Source organism: Enterobacter chinensis, from assembly GCF_034008295.1.
GTDB lineage: Bacteria > Pseudomonadota > Gammaproteobacteria > Enterobacterales > Enterobacteriaceae > Enterobacter > Enterobacter chinensis.
In genome coordinates, this window is the sequence record NZ_JARDVI010000003.1 from 176,581 (window position 1) to 195,453 (window position 18,873).

17 protein-coding genes are annotated in these 18,873 nt (G+C 59.0%); 10 read left to right on the forward strand and 7 right to left on the reverse strand.

All coding sequences use genetic code 11. The annotated features are described in order from the left end of the window. Positions 1-166: 166 nt before the first annotated feature. Entirely contained in the window at positions 167-1,762 is a 1,596-nt protein-coding gene (gene lsrK, locus PYW49_RS10155; RefSeq protein WP_320386356.1) for an autoinducer-2 kinase, read from the reverse strand. Between the two features lie 32 nt (positions 1,763-1,794). Next, positions 1,795-2,766: a transcriptional regulator LsrR gene (gene lsrR, locus PYW49_RS10160; protein ID WP_023295481.1), complete on the reverse strand. Its 972-nt coding sequence runs from the start codon at positions 2,764-2,766 to the stop codon at positions 1,795-1,797. Between the two features lie 215 nt (positions 2,767-2,981). Here lsrR and lsrA point away from each other — a divergent pair, with 215 nt between their 5' ends. Genes lsrA through lsrG form a run of 6 tightly spaced genes read left to right on the forward strand, consistent with a single transcriptional unit; the run spans position 2,982 to position 8,668 of the window. Then, positions 2,982-4,469: an autoinducer 2 ABC transporter ATP-binding protein LsrA gene (gene lsrA / locus PYW49_RS10165; RefSeq protein ID WP_320386595.1), complete on the forward strand. Its 1,488-nt coding sequence runs from the start codon at positions 2,982-2,984 to the stop codon at positions 4,467-4,469. Next, the gene (gene lsrC, locus PYW49_RS10170; RefSeq protein WP_320386357.1) at positions 4,466-5,497 is read left to right on the forward strand and encodes an autoinducer 2 ABC transporter permease LsrC; all 1,032 of its coding nucleotides are present in this window, start codon (positions 4,466-4,468) and stop codon (positions 5,495-5,497) included. The genes lsrA and lsrC overlap by 4 nt, the downstream gene beginning before the upstream one ends. Beyond that, positions 5,498-6,481 (forward strand): autoinducer 2 ABC transporter permease LsrD, encoded by a 984-nt coding sequence (gene lsrD, locus PYW49_RS10175; RefSeq protein WP_320386358.1) that lies wholly within the window; start codon positions 5,498-5,500, stop codon positions 6,479-6,481. Beyond that, positions 6,478-7,479, forward strand: coding sequence for an autoinducer 2 ABC transporter substrate-binding protein LsrB (gene lsrB / locus PYW49_RS10180; RefSeq protein ID WP_134347492.1), 1,002 nt, complete (start codon positions 6,478-6,480; stop codon positions 7,477-7,479). The genes lsrD and lsrB overlap by 4 nt, the downstream gene beginning before the upstream one ends. A gap of 11 nt (positions 7,480-7,490) precedes the next feature. After that, positions 7,491-8,378 (forward strand): 3-hydroxy-5-phosphonooxypentane-2,4-dione thiolase, encoded by an 888-nt coding sequence (lsrF, locus tag PYW49_RS10185; RefSeq protein WP_134347493.1) that lies wholly within the window; start codon positions 7,491-7,493, stop codon positions 8,376-8,378. Next, on the forward strand, positions 8,375-8,668 hold the full coding sequence (lsrG, locus tag PYW49_RS10190) for a (4S)-4-hydroxy-5-phosphonooxypentane-2,3-dione isomerase (protein ID WP_134347494.1): 294 nt from the start codon (positions 8,375-8,377) through the stop codon (positions 8,666-8,668). The genes lsrF and lsrG overlap by 4 nt, the downstream gene beginning before the upstream one ends. 91 nt (positions 8,669-8,759) lie before the next feature. Here the strand turns inward: lsrG and PYW49_RS10195 are convergent, their stop codons facing one another. Then, entirely contained in the window at positions 8,760-9,608 is an 849-nt protein-coding gene (locus tag PYW49_RS10195; RefSeq protein ID WP_320386359.1) for a dihydrodipicolinate synthase family protein, read from the reverse strand. Positions 9,609-9,620: 12 nt separating this feature from the next. Then, complete coding sequence (locus PYW49_RS10200) at positions 9,621-10,307, reverse strand: B3/B4 domain-containing protein (protein ID WP_320386360.1); 687 nt, start codon at positions 10,305-10,307, stop codon at positions 9,621-9,623. A gap of 42 nt (positions 10,308-10,349) precedes the next feature. Here PYW49_RS10200 and PYW49_RS10205 point away from each other — a divergent pair, with 42 nt between their 5' ends. Next, positions 10,350-10,952: a helix-turn-helix domain-containing protein gene (locus tag PYW49_RS10205; protein WP_320386361.1), complete on the forward strand. Its 603-nt coding sequence runs from the start codon at positions 10,350-10,352 to the stop codon at positions 10,950-10,952. An 85-nt stretch (positions 10,953-11,037) separates the two neighbouring features. Here the strand turns inward: PYW49_RS10205 and ygjG are convergent, their stop codons facing one another. Next, positions 11,038-12,417, reverse strand: coding sequence for a putrescine aminotransferase (gene ygjG / locus PYW49_RS10210; protein ID WP_032660397.1), 1,380 nt, complete (start codon positions 12,415-12,417; stop codon positions 11,038-11,040). A gap of 435 nt (positions 12,418-12,852) precedes the next feature. Here ygjG and PYW49_RS10215 point away from each other — a divergent pair, with 435 nt between their 5' ends. Together PYW49_RS10215 and PYW49_RS10220 are read left to right on the forward strand one after the other, a co-directional pair. Further along, positions 12,853-14,373, forward strand: a complete 1,521-nt coding sequence (locus PYW49_RS10215) for a methyl-accepting chemotaxis protein (RefSeq protein ID WP_134347499.1) — start codon at positions 12,853-12,855, stop codon at positions 14,371-14,373. A gap of 335 nt (positions 14,374-14,708) precedes the next feature. Continuing rightward, positions 14,709-16,268, forward strand: a complete 1,560-nt coding sequence (locus tag PYW49_RS10220; RefSeq protein WP_134347500.1) for a methyl-accepting chemotaxis protein — start codon at positions 14,709-14,711, stop codon at positions 16,266-16,268. On the opposite strand, the gene PYW49_RS10225 is transcribed toward PYW49_RS10220, so the two are convergent. After that, the gene (locus tag PYW49_RS10225; protein ID WP_320386362.1) at positions 16,265-16,759 is read right to left on the reverse strand and encodes a PadR family transcriptional regulator; all 495 of its coding nucleotides are present in this window, start codon (positions 16,757-16,759) and stop codon (positions 16,265-16,267) included. The two genes, PYW49_RS10220 and PYW49_RS10225, sit on opposite strands and share 4 nt — an antisense overlap. A 147-nt stretch (positions 16,760-16,906) precedes the next feature. On the opposite strand from PYW49_RS10225, the gene PYW49_RS10230 reads away from it, so the two are divergent. Continuing rightward, the gene (locus tag PYW49_RS10230) at positions 16,907-17,671 is read left to right on the forward strand and encodes a siderophore-interacting protein (protein WP_320386363.1); all 765 of its coding nucleotides are present in this window, start codon (positions 16,907-16,909) and stop codon (positions 17,669-17,671) included. Here PYW49_RS10230 and PYW49_RS10235 read toward each other — a convergent pair whose 3' ends face one another. Further along, positions 17,672-18,841 carry a coiled-coil domain-containing protein gene (locus PYW49_RS10235; protein WP_320386364.1) on the reverse strand — a complete coding sequence of 390 codons (1,170 nt, stop codon included), beginning with the start codon at positions 18,839-18,841 and terminating at the stop codon, positions 17,672-17,674. Positions 18,842-18,873 lie beyond the last annotated feature (32 nt).

Genomic DNA, 18,873 nt, shown 5'->3' on the forward strand with positions numbered 1-18,873 from the left:
TGTAAAATTATTGTTATGTGGTCGGATGAGTTACTAATTTAGCCAGCAGGGAGTAAAAGGGAAAAGGGGAATGCAGTGATTGTGATGGGATTCAAATATTGGTGTGGCCTGATGCCCTCACCCTAACCCTCTCCCGCAGGGAGAGGGGACGTAATCTCCCTCTCCCTTAGGGAGAGGGTCGGGGTGAGGGGGATGCCCGCACCAGCCCCGGAGCCTGCCACATTGACGTCGTCAGCCCGCTGTCCACCAGCCCAAGCTGGTCGGCGTACACCGCCTGCCACTTCTGCATCATGCCGTCGTACAGCTCGCGGTGCTGCGGGTTCGGCGTAAACTCGCGGCTCCATTTCACCAGCTGCTCGCCCGTCGAGGCCATATCCGCAAACAGCCCCGCGCCTGTTCCGGCCGCGATGGCGCAGCCCAGCGCCGTTGCCTCTTTCACTTCCGGAACGCGCACCGGCAGGCCGGTCACGTCGCTTAAAATCTGGCTCCACAGAGCACCTTTTGACCCGCCGCCCGCAAAGACCAGGCTTTCAAACGTCACGCCGGAAAAGCGCGATATCTGCGCCAGGTTACAGGCCGAGACAATCGCCGCGTTCTCTTCCAGCGCGCGGAACAGCGTCGCTTTGTTGCATTTTTCCGGGTCGATGGAGAGGTTAATAAACGACGGTGCGGCATGGTACCACTGCTTAAAATGCATCGCGTCGGAGAAGATCGGCATCACTCCGTGAGACCCCGCCGGCACCCGGCTGGCCATCTCTTCCAGCAGGGAGTAAGTGTCCATCCCCATCCGCTCGGCAATCAGTTTTTCTTCGGCACAAAAGGCGTCGCGGAACCAGCGCATGGTCAGCCCGGTAAAGAAGCTGATTGACTCCGCCTGCGCCATACCCGGGATCACATGCGGGTTCACGCGGATGTTCATGTCAGGGTCGGTGCGCACCTGCGGCAGGTTCACTACCTGCTGCCAGAAGGTGCCGCCCAGCACCGCCGTTTGCCCGGCGCGCGCCACGCCCAGCCCCAGACAGCCCAGCTGCACGTCGCCGCCGCCCATCACCACCGGCGTGCCCTCGCGCAGGCCGCTCTGCTGTGCGGCTTCATGGGTAATGGCACCCAGCACGGTGCCGGTCTCTTTCACCGGTGAGAGGATATCGGCCCGCAGCCCGGCCATGTCCAGCAGCGCCGGACGCCAGTCGCGGGAGAAGAGGTCCAGCATGCCGGTGGTGCCCGCATTGGACGGGTCGACCGCCAGCTCGCCGGAAAGCTTCGCTGCCAGCCAGTCGCTGATCATGGTGATGGTGGCGGCCTTGCGGTAAATATCCGGACGATGGTGTGCCAGCCACAGCAGGCGCGGCATCGCGCTCAGGGCTAGCGTTTGCCCGGAGACCTCGTACACCTCGGATTCGAAACGGTCGTCGTGGATCTCTTTGAGCTCCGACACCTCGCGGCTGGCGCGGGCGTCGACGTTGGCGCAGGCCCAGATGGCCTCGCCGTTGCGGTCATACAGCACAATGCCTTCGCGCATGGAGCAGCAGGCCACGGACTGGATATCCGCCGCGCTCAGGTCCGCACGTGCCAGCGCCTGATGAATGCACTGACAGGCCAGCCGCCAGTTGGTCTGCAGATCAAACTCCATCGAGCCCGGCACATTTTCCACGCTCAGGTGCTTCCACTCGGCCTGACCAACGGCAATCTGGTTGCCCTGTAAATCGAAAATAACGGCGCGAACGCTGCCTGTCCCTGCATCTAACGCTAAAAGGTAACTCATGAGCTTGCCTCGTGTCAGGCGCAGGGCTGCTCTTATCCGGCCAGAGCCAGCACCGCGCGGGCTGTCGTCTCTTCCGTCACCAGGCCATTGATACGGCGACCTTTCAGTGCGGCATAAATCGCATCGGCTTTCTCTTCACCTCCGGCCACGCCAACGATGGTCGGCAGCTGCGCCAGTTCATCGAGGGTGACGCCCAGTAATTCTTTGTGGATCTCCAGCTCCTCTACGCATTCGCCTTCGGCATTGAGGAAATAGCCGAGGATGTCGCCGACCGCGCCTTTGCGGGCGTACATCAGCTGCTCGCCTTCGCTGATGTAGCCGGAGCGCAGGATGGTGGCGTCACGGCGCTGGTTCACCGAACCAATGCCGACCACAGCCACGTCGGCAGCAGTGGCGGCGAGGATCACGTCCCGCACGCTGGTTTCGCGTTTTAAGATCCCGGCGACTTCAGCGGATGACACGCGAAGCGGGGCGGGGATCATGCTCACGCTGCAGGCCGCATCCAGCTGGCCGATACCGGTCATATACGGTCCGACGCCGCCGGAGAGCGTCACCAGGCGGATCTGCTGCGAGCTGATAAACCCGCTTAAGTGCTGCAGGCTGCTCATGGTGGTTTCACCAAACCCAACCGCTAACAGCTGGCCGGGCTCCAGCACGCCCATCAGCGACTGCGCTGCGCCTATGCCTAACCGCACGTTCATCGGCGGGGTATTCAGGGCCGGCATCACGCGCACCAGCTTCAGGCCAAAGCGCTGCTGGAGCTCGGTTTCCAGCGCCAGACAGCCCTCGTAACGGGAGTTGATCTGCACCCGGATGACCCCGGACTGGCGGCCTTTCTCCAGCAGGCGTGAAATCTTCAGGCGCGGCAGCCCGAGCCGCTCACCAATGTCGTTCTGGGTTAATCCGTCGTGGTAGTAACACCATGCCACGCGCGCTACCAGCTCCTCTTCCGCCAGTGCCAGCCCGGCAAACCGTCCTTCTTCCGCAGTGCGTTTATCGCTCATAATTGAACTCTTATAAAAATTTAGATCATATGTTCGTGATGGCGCGCCTTGAAAGTGTGAGCCACGCGACAAAACGGATCTTTTAGATTGTTTGAGGCCTGTCTGGATCTTAATCGATAAAACTGTGATCCCTGCACGGTTGTAAATATAGTTCACCGTCTACGCTTTTGAACATTATTAAATCTAAAAATCATTTGTTCAATAGCGGAGCGATGATGACCTCACTTCTTGAAGCGCACGATATCTGCAAGCAGTTCTCCGGCGTGCCGGTTCTAAAAGGCATTGATTTCACGCTGCTTGCGGGTCAGGTGCATGCGCTGATGGGCGGTAACGGCGCGGGTAAATCGACCCTGATGAAGATCATCGCCGGGGTCGAGACGCCGGATAGCGGTGAATTTTCCGTCGAGGGACAGTCATATGCGCGGCTCACGCCTGCTCAGGCGCACAGGTTAGGCATTTACCTGGTGCCGCAGGAGCCGCTGCTGTTCCCCAACCTGACGGTCAGGGAAAACATTCTTTTCCGCCTGCCGCGCGAACGCGATCTGGAAAAGCGGCTGGCGGAGAAACTCCAGCAGCTGCAGTGCCCGCTTAATCTCGATGCCGCCGCCAGCACCCTGGAAGTGGCGGATCAGCAGATGGTGGAGATCCTGCGCGGGCTCATGCGCAACGCAAAGATCCTGATCCTCGATGAACCCACGGCGTCGCTCACGCCGGGCGAAACCGAACGCCTGTTCCGCCAGATCCGCGCGCTGCAGGCGCTCGGCGTTGGCATTGTCTTTATCTCTCATAAATTGCCGGAAATCCGCCAGCTGGCGAGCCACGTCTCGGTGATGCGCGACGGCGCGGTGGTGCTCAGCGGCGAAACGGCGCAGTTCGATGATAACGCGCTTATCGCGGCGATGACGCCCGTGAGTCGGGATAAAGGCTTAAGCGACGCGCAAAAACTGTGGCTGGCGCTGCCGGGCAACCGCCGCACCCAGCCGCAGGATTTCCCGGTGCTGCGCGTGGACGATCTTACCGGGGAGGGGTTTATCGATCTCAGTCTTGAGATCTACGCCGGGGAGATCGTTGGTCTGGCCGGGCTGGTGGGATCCGGGCGCACCGAATTTGCCGAAACCCTTTATGGCCTGCGTCCGGCGCGCGGGGGGCGCATCTGGCTGGAAAACCAGGAGATCACCGGCGATCCGGTGTTTTCCCGGCTGGACAAAGGCCTGGTCTACCTGCCGGAAGACCGGCAGGTTTCCGGCTTGTTCCTGGATGCGCCGGTTCGCTGGAACACGGTGGCCCTGAACGAGCCATCTCTCTGGCAGCAGCGCAAGCGGGAGTCTGCGGTGGTGGAACGCTATCACCGGGCGCTGGGGATCAAGCTCAACCATGCGGATCAACCCGTGCGCACGCTTTCCGGCGGCAACCAGCAGAAGGTGCTGCTGGCGCGCTGTCTTGAGGCCAATCCGCTGCTGCTGATCGTCGATGAACCGACGCGCGGCGTGGACGTGGCGGCGCGCGCCGATATCTATCAGCTGCTCAAAAGCGTGGCGGCGCAGAACGTGGCGGTACTGATGATCTCAAGCGATCTCGATGAGTTTCCGGGACTGGCGGACCGCGTGCTGGTGATGCACCAGGGCGTACTCAGCGGCGAGCTGCCGCGCCACGCCGTCAGCCTCGACAAAATGATGGCGCTGGCATTTGGAGGGCAATCATGAAGACCTTACTGAAGAACCGCGAGCTGAGCGCGTTTCTCGCCATTCTGGCGCTGTTTGCCGTGCTGGTGGCGCTGAATCCTTCCTACCTGAGTTTGCAGACGCTGGGGATGATTTTCGCCAGCTCGCAGATCCTGATCCTGCTGGCGCTCGGCGCCGCGCTGGTGATGTTAACCCGCAATATTGACGTGTCTGTTGGCTCCACCGTGGGGCTTGCTGCCATTGCCGTCGGCGTGGCGCTGAACAGCGGCTACAGCCTGCCGGTGGCGATCCTTTTCGCACTGTCGATTGGCGCACTGGCGGGGGCATTCAACGGTTTTCTGGTGGTGGGGCTGCGCATTCCGGCGATTGTCGCCACCCTCGGTACGTTGGGGCTGTATCGCGGGGGGATGCTGCTCTGGACGGGCGGGAAGTGGATTGAAGGGCTGCCGCCGGGGCTGAAATCCCTCTCAGAACCGGTTGCCCCTGGCGTTTCACCGCTCGGTATGGTGGTGCTGTTTTTAGCGGCCACAGGCGCGTGGACGCTGTCGCGCACCGCCTTTGGTCGTGATTTTTATGCCGTGGGCGATAACCTCGCCGCCGCGCGCCAGCTGGGCGTGGCGGTGAACCGCACGCGGATGATCGCCTTTACCCTTAACGGCATGCTGGCGGCCTGCGCCGGGATCGTTTTTGCCTCGCAGATTGGCTTTGTACCGAACCAGACCGGCAGCGGGCTGGAGATGAAAGCTATCGCCGCCTGCGTGCTGGGCGGCATTTCGCTTTTGGGCGGGACGGGCACGCTGATCGGCGCATTGCTCGGTGCCTTTTTCCTGACCCAAATCGACACCGTGCTGGTGCTGTTCCGGCTTCCGGCCTGGTGGAACGACTTTATCGCCGGCCTTGTGCTGCTGGGCGTGCTGGTGCTCGACGGACGTCTGCGCCAGGCGCTGGCGCGTCATCAGCGGGCGTTGAAATACAGTCGCTTCCAGCCGGGCAATAAAGGGGGAAAGCACGTCACCCCGTTTCCAAAACGCAAAAAAGAGGTGGCGTAAATGAAGCTTAACTGGGAAAGCGCGCTGCTGATTTTGCTGGTGCTGGAGATCCTGCTCTTTGGCGCCATCAACCCGCGCATGCTCGACATCAACATGCTGCTGTTCAGCACCAGCGATTTTATCTGCATCGGCATTGTGGCGCTGCCGCTGACGCTGGTGATCATCAGCGGCGGGATCGACATTTCGCTGGGCTCAACCATTGGCCTGTGCGCCATTGCGCTTGGGGTGATGATGCAGTCGGGCTGGCCGATGGCGGTCGCCATTCCGCTCACGCTGCTGCTCGGCCTGCTGTGCGGGCTGGTGAACGCGGCGCTGATCCACTACACCGGCATCAGCCCCCTGGTGATTACCCTCGGCACGTTGTACCTCTACGGCGGCGGGGCGCTGCTGCTCTCCGGCATGGCTGGCGCGACGGGCTACGAGGGCATCGGCGGCTTCCCGGACAGCTTTACCGCGTTCGCTAATCTCACCGTTTTAGGGCTGCCGATCCCGCTGGTGCTGTTCGCGGTCATCACCGCCTTCTTCTGGCTGATTACCCACCGCGGACGCTTTGGCCGCCATCTTTTTTTGATTGGGCAAAACCCGCGCGCGGCACGCTACGCAGCGCTGTCGGTGAACGGCATGCCCTACGCGCTGTACGGCCTGGTGGGCGTGGCTTCGGCCATTGCCGCGCTGGTGATGGTCTCCTATTTCGGTTCCGCGCGTTCGGATCTGGGGCGCGATCTGCTGATGCCTGCGCTCACCGCCGCGGTGCTCGGTGGGGCGAATATCTACGGCGGTTCCGGTTCGGTTGTCGGCACCGCGCTGGCGGCGCTGCTGGTCGGCTACCTGCAACAGGGTTTACAGATGGTCGGCATCCCCAACCAGGTGTCGAGCGCGCTGTCAGGGGCGCTGCTGGTTGTGGTGGTGATGGGACGTTCGCTGAGTCTGCACCGTGAATGGGTGCGCAATATCTTCCTGAAAACTACCCGGAGCGTAAGATGAAAACAAAACTGATAGTCCTGGCGATGGCCCTCAGCTTTGCCTCGGCGCAGGCGGCAGACCGCATTGCCTTTATCCCGAAACTGGTGGGCGTCGGCTTCTTCACCAGCGGCGGCAACGGGGCCAAAGAGGCGGGGAAAGATCTTGGCGTGGACGTCACCTATGACGGCCCAACCGAGCCGAGCGTCTCCGGCCAGGTGCAGCTCATCAATAACTTCGTCAACCAGGGCTATAACGCCATCATCGTCTCCGCCGTGTCGCCGGACGGCCTCTGCCCGGCGCTGAAGCGTGCGATGCAGCGCGGGGTAAAAGTGCTGACCTGGGATTCCGACACCAAACCGGAGTGCCGCAGCATCTACATCAACCAGGGCACCCCGGAACAGCTGGGCGGCCTGCTGGTGGAGATGGCGGGCAGGCAGGTCACCAAACCGAATGCCAAAGTCGCGTTCTTCTACTCCAGCCCCACCGTCACCGACCAGAACCAGTGGGTGAAGGAGGCGAAGGCCAAAATCGAGAAAGACCATCCTCAGTGGCAGGTCGTGACGACGCAGTTTGGCTATAACGACGCCACCAAATCTCTGCAAACCGCCGAAGGGATCTTAAAAGCGTATCCGGATCTGGATGCGATCATCGCGCCGGACGCCAATGCGCTTCCAGCCGCCGCCCAGGCAGCAGAAAACCTGAAGCGCGAAGGGGTAGCGATTGTCGGGTTCAGCACGCCGAACGTGATGCGCCCGTACGTTGAGCGCGGCACGGTAAAAGCCTTCGGCCTGTGGGACGTGGTGCAGCAGGGCAAAATTGCGGTCAATGTCGCCGATCGTTTACTGAAAAAAGGCGATCTTAACGTGGGCGACAGCGTGGACGTAAAAAACATCGGCGCGCTGAAGGTCGAGCCGAACAGCGTGCAGGGCTACCAGTATGAGGCGAAGGGCAACGGCATCGTGCTGCTGCCGGAGCGCGTGGTGTTCACCAAAGAGAACATCAACAAATACGATTTCTGACGGGGGAATACATGGCTGATTTAGACGACATCAAAGACGGCAAGGATTTTGGCATCGGCACGCCGCAGCAGAATGTGCCGTTCACGCTGAAGGGATGTGGCTCGCTGGACTGGGGCATGCAGTCCCGGCTGGCGCGCATCTTCAACCCGCAAAGCAACCGCACGGTGATGCTGGCCTTTGACCACGGCTACTTTCAGGGGCCGACCACCGGCCTTGAGCGTATCGATCTCTCTATCGCCCCGCTGTTTGGCGAAACGGACGTGCTGATGTGTACCCGCGGCATCCTCAGGAGCCAGGTACCTGCCGCGACGAATAAACCGGTTGTGCTGCGTGCCTCCGGCGGTAACTCGATCCTGGGCGAGTTGTCCAACGAGTGCGTGGCGGTGGCGATGGAGGACGCGCTTCGCCTCAACGTCTGCGCGGTGGCCGCGCAGGTGTACATTGGCAGCGAGTTTGAGCATCAGTCGATTAATAACATCATCAAGCTGGTCGACGCCGGGGCGCGCTACGGTGTGCCGACGCTGGCGGTGACGGGCGTGGGGAAAGAGATGGCGCGCGACGCACGGTATTTCTCGCTGGCCAGTCGCATCGCCGCCGAAATGGGGGCGCAGTTCGTCAAAACCTATTACGTGGACGAGGGCTTTGAAAAAGTGACCGCCAGCTGCCCGGTACCGATCGTCATTGCCGGAGGCAAAAAGCTGCCGGAGCACGAGGCGCTGGAGATGTGCTGGCGCGCAATCGACCAGGGAGCCTCCGGCGTGGACATGGGGCGCAATATCTTCCAGTCCAGCGCGCCGCTCGCCATGCTGAAGGCGGTGAAGAAAGTGGTACACGAGAACATGAGCGCCCGGGACGCGTTCCAGTTCTGGCAGGAAGAGAAACAGGGAGAAGCAAAATGAATGTGACGCTAGTGGAGATCAACATCAAACCCGAGCGGGTGGACGAGTTTCTGGAGGTGTTTCGCGCCAACCACGAGGGAGCAATCAAGGAGCCGGGAAACCTGCGATTTGACGTATTGCAGGATCCTCGGGTGAAAACCCGGTTCTTTATCTACGAAGCCTATAAAGACGACGAGGCGGTGCTGGCGCACAAGAAAACCCCGCACTATCTGGCTTGCGTGGATAAGCTTGAGGAATTGATGTCAGAGCCGCGTAAGAAACGCAGTTTTGTCGGATTGTTGCCGGAGTAAGGGCTTTGCCCGGTGGCGCTAACGCTTACCGGGCCTACGGGATGCGGGACTGTGCGGTAGGCCGGGTAAGCGCAGCGCCACCCGGCGTTTTTCAGGCCAGCTCTAATTCCGCAAGGATCGCTGAAAGAGCCTCGCGCGGCTCCCCCTGAACCGCCTGTAACGGAAATGGCAATGCAGGTGCAGCCACTTTTCCCATCATCTCTGCTGCCGCCGCGATAACCCGTAAGCTGCCGTATCGACGGAATAATTCCCACAGCGGCTCTAACCGCTCGGATTGTGCCGCCTCTTTCGAACGTGCAATCGCCAGCGCCGCCTGAGGGAACAACCCCGCGAGAACCGAGTACCAGACGTCAAACCCGGCCTGCAGGGCTGAGGCTGCTCGCCAGTCACCGGCGATGCCCAGCGTGACTGTATCAGGAAGACGGGCGCGTACCTGCGACAGGTCCTCCGGCACGCGACCAAGCTTAATGGATCCCACATTCGGCAGGGCCGCGACGGCAAATAACAATTCATCGCTAAACGCAAAACCGGTCGTGGCGGGATTATCGTAAATGCATAGCGGTACGGAGAGCTGGCGGGTCACCTTTTCATAGAGATTAAACACTTCATCTTCCGTTAATCGCTGGTACGACACGGGTGCCAGCAGCACGCCGGAGACTCCTGCCGCCTGCGCGTCGTCAGCCAGACGCAGAATATCGTCAAGCCGTAGTGCACCGATGCTGACGATGACCGGAATGTCATCAGCATGCGCCACCGCGCAGCGTGCGATCCGGCCGCGCTCTTCAACGGTCAGATAGGCATAGCTTCCCGTTGAGCCGAGAATGCCCAGGGAATCCACGCCTGCGTCGACCACGGGGCGCAGAAGATTGATGAAGGACTGCTCGTCAAATATCCCCTCTTTCAGGGGCGTTAACGGAAAGGCGCTTAATCCGTGAAACATCGTGTTGTCCTCTTACAGCTCCAGCAGTTGTACCTGAGCCTTGGCCCCCGGCATCAGACGCTGAAGGTTGTTGACCAGCTCTTCTCCCGCCTCTTCCAGCGCCGCAAGCGGCATCGACGGCAGGCTTTCAAGAATAAACCACATGGTTTGCGCCTGGCTATCCAGACGAGTCCGTATCCCCTGGCGCCAGTTCCAGCGACGGCAGGTGACGCCGAGATCGTCGCGCCAGATAACCTCGCCAGGTTCCGGATGTTCCACCACCGGCTGTCCCTCTTTGAAGGTATCAAACGGCTCGCTGCCGTCGGCCAGCGTCAGACGCGGCGCGCCCGAGTAAGCCGCCAGGTTTTCTCCGCCAACCGGAATGGCGTAGCGAATACTCACCGCATTATAGATATCCACCACCGGATCCAGCGGCGGCAGCGAGCCGTCTTTCAGAACCCGCTTACGCAGGGCGGATGCCGAACAGGGCGTGCGTTTCGGTTTCGCGCCGAAGGCTTTAAACACCTCATCCCAGTCTGAAAAGTGTGCATCAGCCCAGGGCACATCATCATTAAGCATCTGCTGACAGGCCTGTGCCAGTGAGGTAGCCGCCACGTCCGGGTGGGTAATCGGCGCAGCTTCAACCAGAATGCTCAGCGCCCGAAAGCCTGGGGCAATCCCGGCAAGACGCGAGTCTATTGACGGCGTAACGAGAGACATAAATAATCCTGTATTGACTGTTTTATACCATGGTAGTGACCAATGACTGATAAAGTCAATATAATGACTACGCAGGGGGCTGATGTTGCCCAGGTAAGCCTGGCCGTCGCGAACCGCATCCGCAACTGGCGCAAAGAGAAAAAACTGTCGCTGGATGAGCTGTCCCGCCGCGCCAGCGTCAGCAAAGGCATGCTGGTGGAGATTGAAAAGGGCGCAGCCAACCCCAGCATCGCCATTTTGTGCAAACTGGCCGCCGCGCTCGGTATCTCAGTGGCGGATATCGTTAACGTCTCCAGCGAGCCGCTGGTGCACGTTATCGAAGAAGAGGCGATTCCGGTACTGTGGCAGGGTGAACTGGGCGGACGCGCCAGACTGCTGGCGGGTACCGAGGGACCGGATATGATTGAACTCTGGCAGTGGGAGATGCATCCGGGGGAACGGTTCACCTCTCCAGGCCACCCGGCGGGAACCTTCGAGCTACTGCATGTTAACGAGGGTGTGTTAACCCTGATGGTCGATGAGACGGTGACGCAGGTTGCTGCCGGGGCATCGGCGGTAGCGAAAACCGAAGCGGCGCACGGCTATGCCAATGAGGGAAAAAACGTGCTGCGCTTCACCATGACGGTGGCGGAGTTTCACCGATAAAAAGTAGCCCGGTGGCGCTACGCTTACCGGGCCTACATATGCAGTATTTTGTCGGCCGGGTAAGCGTAGCGCCACCCGGCGTTGATTACGCCTCTTCCACGCTCACGCGCAGCGCTGCCAGTGCTTTACGCGCCGCTTTCAGCACCTGCTCACATTGCTCAATCGTCAGCGTCAGCGGCGGTTCAATGCGGATGGTTTTCGAGTTGTTGAGCGTTCCGGCCACCAGCACACGCTGGCGGAACATCTCGCTCGCGAAGCTATAGCCGGTTTCGTTATCGACAAACTCAATCGCCATCAGCATCCCTTTCCCACGCGCGTCCTGCACCAGGTCCGGATACTCCCGGCCTAACTGACGGAAGCCGTCCAGCAGCATGTCGCCTTTCTGCTCCGCCTGCGCGGGCAGGTTTTGCTCCAGCAGCACGTTGATGGTCGCCAGCGCCGCCGCACAGGCCAGCGGGTTACCGCCAAAGGTGGTGGTGTGCAGGAACGGATTGTCGAACAGCACCGAGAACACTTCTTCGGTAGCAACCGTCGCACCAATCGGCATGACGCCGCCGCCCAACGCTTTCGCCAGGCACAGGATGTCCGGCTGAACGTTCTCGTGCTCGCAGGCAAACATCTTGCCGGTGCGCCCCATCCCGGTCTGAACTTCGTCGAGGATCAGCAGCGCGCCAAACTCATCGCACAGCTGACGCACGGCAGGCAGATAGCCCTGCGGAGGGAGGATCACGCCGCCTTCGCCCTGAATCGGCTCCAGGATCACCGCGGCCACGTCATCGCCGGTTTTACGGCATTCGCTCAGCACGGTGCGCATGGCGTTAATGTCGCCGAACGGCACGTGGCGGAAGCCCGGCAGCAGCGGCATAAACGGTTTGCGGAAGGTGGATTTGGCGGTAGCAGACAGTGCGCCCAGGGATTTCCCGTGGAACGCGCCGCTGGTGGCGATAAAGGTGAATTTCCCGCGCGGCGACTGGTACGCTTTGGCGAGTTTAATCGCCGCTTCGACCGATTCCGTGCCGCTGTTGCTAAAGAAGCTGTATTTCAGTTTGCCGGGCGTTAAGGCCGCCAGCGTTTTCGCGAGCATGGCGCGAAGCGGGTCGAGCAGCTCCTGGCTATGGAGAGGTTGTTTCGCAAGTTGATTCTGTACGGCGGAAACCACAACTGGATTACGGTGCCCCACGTTGAAAATTCCAAAACCTCCCAGGCAATCTATAAACTCCTGTCCCTGGGTGTCGACAAGCGTGTTCAGACTTCCCGCTTGCCACTCTACGGCTCCGTAATCCCCGCCGGCGGTAACAGATTTGCGATACTCCAGAAACCCTGGATTGACGTGCTCTTTAAAGTAATCGATGACCTCTCGGTTAAGTTGTTTCATCTCCTCATGATCAAGCGTTCGCTTCTCAATGAGATTCAGTGCGTGCGCGGTACAGGCAAGAGCCGAGGCGCTGGAAGGTAACCTGTTCAAAATGTGCTCCCGGGGATCGCGTATCACATGATACTGATTTAAGTATTGCAGGGATTACGCCACTTCAGATGACTTAACGAAAATCGGGATAAACGCCAGGTTAAAATAATGTTGCGCAATATTTAATCATGCCGATACAACCGAAACGGGGTTCAGCGGTACGCGGTAGAGAGCCTTAAAAAGAGCGGAAACGCGCAACTGCACCAAAGAAGTGCGTTTGCTGCGACTTAAGCGGGCATTAACGGGTCATGCTTTGTGGGTAATTTCTTAGTGAAAGTATTTGAAATCAATGAATTATAAAATCGTACAAAAAGTACGGTTTAAGTCAAATCTGCGATCTCTATCAAGTTTAACAATTAAAGATAAATTGTTTATCGCCGAAAAAACATTAACCCACAAAATTAACATTCAAATAACCTGCAAGGGATGCCCACGATGTCCTCTCCAACTTATGTCACCCAGAATGAATATCCTCTGGACGATGACACCACCTTAATGTCTACCACAGACGTCCACAGCTACATTACCCACGCCAACGACACATTTGTGCAGGTGAGCGGCTACCAGCTTGATGAGCTGACGGGCCAGCCGCACAATCTGGTGCGCCACCCCGATATGCCAAAAGCCGCGTTTGCCGATATGTGGTACACGCTGCAGCAGGGCGAGCCGTGGAGTGGGATCGTCAAAAACCGGCGCAAAAATGGCGACCATTACTGGGTGCGTGCTAACGCGGTGCCGATGGTGCGCCACGGGCAGGTAACGGGCTATATGTCGATTCGCACGAAGGCCACAGCGGATGAGATTGCTACCGTGGAGCCGCTTTACCGGGCGCTGAATGACGGGAGCTGTAAGAAACGTGTTCATAAAGGGCTGGTCGTTGGAAAGGGCTGGCTCGGTAAACTGCCGGCCATGCCGCTGCGCTGGCGCGTGCGCAGCGTGATGGCGGTGCTCTTTGCCGTTCTCGCCGCCTCGCTGGTCGCGACCTCCGCAGGTTGGATACCGCTCGTTGCTGCCGCGGTGGTGATGCTGTTCGGGACACTGCTGTTTGAACAACAAATTGTCCGCCCGGTTGAGAATGTGGCGCGACAGGCGCTGAAGGTCGCAACCGGTGAGCGCAACAGCGTGCAGCATCTGAACCGCAGCGACGAGCTGGGGCTGACGCTGCGCGCGGTAGGGCAGCTGGGCCTGATGTGCCGCTGGTTGATCAATGACGTATCGAGCCAGGTGGTGAGCGTTCGTGACGGCAGCGACAGGCTGGCGCAGGGAAATGAAGATCTGAACGATCGTACGCGTCAGACGGTGGCGAACGTGCAGCAGACCGTCGCGACAATGAACCAGATGGCCGCTTCCGTTCAGAGTAACTCTGAAACCGCCGCCGAGGTGGATAAACTCTCCGTGGCCGCCAGCAGCGCGGCGACGAAAGGGGGCAATGCGATGCAGACCGTCGTCAAGACCATGGATGACATCGCCGACAGCACGCAGCGAATTGGCTCGATCACTTCCCTGATTAACGATATCGCTTTCCAGACCAATATTCTGGCGCTGAATGCGGCAGTTGAAGCGGCAAGGGCAGGCGAGCAGGGGAAAGGTTTTGCAGTGGTCGCGGGTGAAGTCCGCCATCTCGCCAGCCGCAGCGCCAGCGCAGCGAATGATATTCGTAAACTGATTGATGCCAGCGCCAGCAAAGTGCAGTCCGGCTCTGAGCAGGTGCACGCCGCAGGCCGCACGATGGATGATATTGTCGAGCAGGTGAAAAACGTGACGCAGCTTATCGCCCAGATCAGCCACTCGACGTCCGAGCAGGCAACCGGGTTGTCAGAGTTAACCCGCGCGGTGGCCGAGCTCGACAGCATCACGCAGAAAAACGCCAACCTGGTCGAGGAAAGCGCGCACATTTCTGCGATGGTGAAACACCGCGCCGGACGTCTTAAAGATGCAGTGACCGTGCTCCATTAAGCCGTCATGTTCCGGAAAAGCCGTTTATACCGTAAGGCATAAGCGGCTTTTTTTTGTGTGGATGTGACTATTAATGTGTTTTATTGTTAACACTACATTAAATAACTAAAGAAAGTGCCTCGGTTATTTATCCCTGCCTAAGTCAGTTTTCCAGAATGCTATTTTGAAAAAGCCCCGTCCGGTGGTCTGGTAACGATCGATGGGGCAATATTAATAGCCTCTACCTATCCATTGTTATGGTTATGAAATAAAAAAACGATCAAAGTCATAAAGTTAGCGGATTCGTTACCGATAACAGCGATCGTCTGAGAAATAATCACATCGATGGAGAAAATATGTTCTTACATGACGTAAAGATCGGCACAAAATTATTTCTGGCGTTTGGGTTCTTTATTGTCCTGATGGCGATCAGCGCGAGCTTATCATTGCTGAGCCTGAACCGGGCAAATAATGGGATGCAATCCATTATTACCAGTGACTATCCAACCACGGTAAAAGCGAACCAGTTAATCGATAACTTCCAGGAATTTATTAGCACTCAACAGCTGATGCTGCTGGACGAACAGGGCACCTACACAGGGCAATCTCAGCAGCACCTGAAAGAGATCAGCGAGCACATTACGGTGATCCTGGGCGAGCTGAACAATGCGTTGCAGGATCAAAAATCACAGCAGGTGCTGGCGGATATCCGCAGCGTGCGCCAGCAGTATCTGGACTCGCGCTACCGCATTTTGCAGGCGGTGCAGAACAACAATCGTGCGGGCGCCATTCAGGAGATGATGACCACGACCCTCGCCGTGCAGCAGGCTTACAAAGCGAAGGTGAAGGAGCTGATTGCCATTCAAAACAGCGAGATGCAGAGTGCAGGCGCGCAGGTGGAAGGGGATTTCAGGTCTAACCGTCTGCTGCTGATCCTGATCACCCTCTTTAGCGTCGCGGTCGGCAGCCTGATTGGCTGGTTTATCGTTCGTTCTATCACCCGTCCGCTCGGCGAGGCGGTGCATTTTGCAAAAGCCATTTCCGAGGGCGATCTGACGGGTAGCATTACGCCACACGGCAAAGACGAAACGGGTCTGCTGCTGCATGCGCTGATGGAGATGAAGACGCGTCTGCTGGACATTGTGCAGCAGGTGCAAACCGGCTCGGAGAATATCTCCAGCGCAGCCGCGCAGATTGTCGCCGGCAACCAGGATCTGGCCGCGCGTACGGAAGAGCAGGCAAGCTCCGTTGAACAGACCGCCGCCTCGATGGAGCAGATCACCGCCACGGTGAAAAATACGGCCTCGCACACCGGGGAAGCGACCAACCTCTCGGCAGATGCCGCCACGGTGGTCAAAAACAACGGTGAGATGATGAAGCAGGTGACCAGCAAAATGCGCCTGATTAACGAGACGTCGAACCGGATGTCCGACATTATCGACCTGATCGACGCCATTGCCTTCCAGACCAATATTCTGGCGCTGAACGCGGCGGTGGAAGCGGCACGCGCCGGCGAACACGGTCGCGGTTTTGCGGTGGTGGCCGGTGAGGTGCGCCAGCTTGCCCAGAAGAGCGCGTCGTCTGCCAGCGAAATCCGTGAACTGATTGAGAGCTCAACCAGCCAGACTCAGGACGGGATGAACCTGGTCGAAAAAGCCAGCGCGCTGATTAACGGGATGGTCGGCAACGTGGAGGAGATGGATGTGATCCTGCGTGAGATCCGCCAGGCCAGCCATGAGCAGACGGAAGGGATCTCCCAGATCAACAGCGCGATTGGCCTGATAGATGCCACCACCCAGCAAAACTCCGCGCTGGTCGAGGAGTCCGTCGCGGCGGCAGCATCGCTTAACGAACAGGCGATGCACCTGAAAGAGCTGGTACGCGTCTTCCGCGTGAGCGAGCACGCGCCGGCTTAATCCAGCTGGGAGATCTCCAGCGCCGCGCGGTCGATCACCCCGACGATCTGCCTGAGCTGCGCGTCGCTGAGTTCTCCCTGATTCACCTTCAGGTCCAGCACCGCTTTGAAGTTATCCAGCGCCCGCTTCATCTGCGGGTTTTTGCGCAGCTGGAAGCCGACGGAACGCGCTTTGATACGTGCCCGTATGTGCTCAAGCTGCTCCTGGTTTTCATCCAGCCACTGCTGGCCTGCAGCGGTAATCGTAATTCGCTTACGCCCGCTCTCTTCTTCCATAATAGTGATAAGGGTCTGATCCTGAAGATAATCCAGGGTCGGATAGATCACCCCAGGACTGGGAGTGTAATTCCCCTGCGTCAGGTTCTCGATCTCTTTGATCAGCTCATAGCCGTGGCTCGCGCTGCGGGTCAGGATATCCAGAATCACCAGCCGCAGATCGCCGTGCCCGAAAAAGCGCGGTCGCCGACCGCCGCCATCGTGTTCGTGTCGCATAGCATCCCCTTCAATTTGATATATCTAAACTATATCTAAGATATATTCAGATGCAATCTAAAAGATCTTGCATTTTCTATTATTAGTAATCATTATCATTTGAAAAACGATTTAGATATATCGTATTCATCAGAGAAGGGTCTAAAAATGACATCTATCCGTTACCCACAGCGTGTTCGTAATGACCTGCGTTTTCGCGAGCTGACGGTGCTCCGCGTTGAGCGCGCCAGCGCGGGTTTTCAGCGCATTGTTTTAGGCGGCGAGGCACTGGAGGGCTTTAGCTCCCGCGGTTTTGACGACCACACCAAAGTCTTTTTCCCGGCGCCCGGGGCAACGTTTGTGCCGCCGGTGGTTACCGATGACGGCATCGACTGGGGCGACGGCGTACGTCCGCAGACGCGCGACTATACGCCGCTGTACGATGAGTCCAGCCATGAACTGGTGCTCGATTTCTTCATTCATGACGGCGGCATTGCCAGCCGCTGGGCGGTCGAGGCGAAAGTGGGCGACAGGCTGACCATCGGCGGCCCGCGCGGTTCGCTGGTGGTGCCGGAAGATTACGCCTGGCAGCTGTACGTGTGCGATGAATCCGGTATGCCTGCGCTGCGTCGACGCTTAGAGAGCATTGCTAAACTGCCGGTTCGCCCGGAGGTTCATGCGGTAGTGACGGTCGGGGACGAGTCTTATAAAGAGTATCTGGCGCACCTGAGTGCGTTCGACATCACCTGGGTGGTGGGCCACAGCGAGCAGGCGGTAGCGGACCATTTGGCGGCGCTGACCGTCCCGGGGGACGATTACTTCATCTGGCTGACCGGGGAAGGGAAGGTGGTGAAAACGCTGAGCCGTCAGTTTGAAACCGACGCGATTGACCCGCAACTGGTGCGTGCCAGCGCATACTGGCACGCCAAATAATCAGGCGGCGGAATCCAGCTGCGCTTCGCTCACCTGATGTTCGAGCGAGGCGCGGACCTCGTGCAGCGCTTTCTCCTGCTGAGCGAAGTACGCTTCCATATTGCTCAGCGACGAGACCAGAAGCCAGGACTCCTCTTTCTCGAGTTCCGCCAGCTCGTTCACTAAAATGTCGATTTGCTCGCGCACCTGCGCCATCTTCTTGCGGATACGCTCCAGATCGTTCAGCCTGTCGCTGGCCATCAATGGCTCGAAGCCCTGCTGCAGCCGGGCCACCAGTGAGCGAATGGTTTTAACGTCGCCACGCTGCTTTGCCTGGTTGAGCTGGACCATCATCGCGTTGGCTTCTTCTTTCAGATCGTCTGCGACCAGATCCGGATGGCACAGCTTGCTCGCCTGCCGCCAGAGACGCTTCAGCTCGTTCCGATCCTCTTCCGAGAGATCTTTGCCTTTGCGCAGCCGCACCTCGGCATCGTGATGCTGCTCGCGATACTTCTCGTACTCTTCGTTGGCCTCGTCGCGTGCCTGACGCGCAGGCTCTTCTTCGCGCGTTAAGCCGCTTTCCAGCTCCAGCGCCTCGGCCAGCAGGTTGGCAATCAGATCGCTTTGCTGCTCCAGGTGCTTACGCGCCTCGGCGGCCTGCACGGAATCCGCAGGCAGATCGCGCCAGCGCTGGGTGAGCGTCGCCAGCACCTCTACCGCCTGCGCCATATAGCGCTGGCAGCGGCGGTAATCTTCCTCGCGACGACGCGCCTCCGCCTGCTGACGACGCAGGTTCAGCTCCGCCAGGGTTTTACGCAGGGCGAGGATCTGCTGCATCAGCGGCCCGAGGCGGGAGAAGTAGAGATCGTTGAACTCGTCAAGCTGCTGCACGCGCGCGTTGCGGCGGTCTATCAGATCGCGCAGACGCTCTTCCAGCGCTTTCAGCTCCAGCTTGCTGGCGGCCACCTGTGGGTCGCGCCATGGGGTCACGGCGCGCTGGCTCTGCAACCAGGCGGCGATCGCCGCTATAGCAGCGGTGTAGTTCTTCTCCTCAAGCGCCACGACGATTGCCTGTAGCTCATCGTCAAACGCTTCATTTTTCAGGCGTGTCAGCTGGCTCTGGATGATGTCGTCATCTTCCAGTTCAATGGCATTTTTAATGATTTCTAGCCGTTTGATCGGTGTGCTCATGATGCCTTTCGCTTTGGCGCTTAAGTATTTGA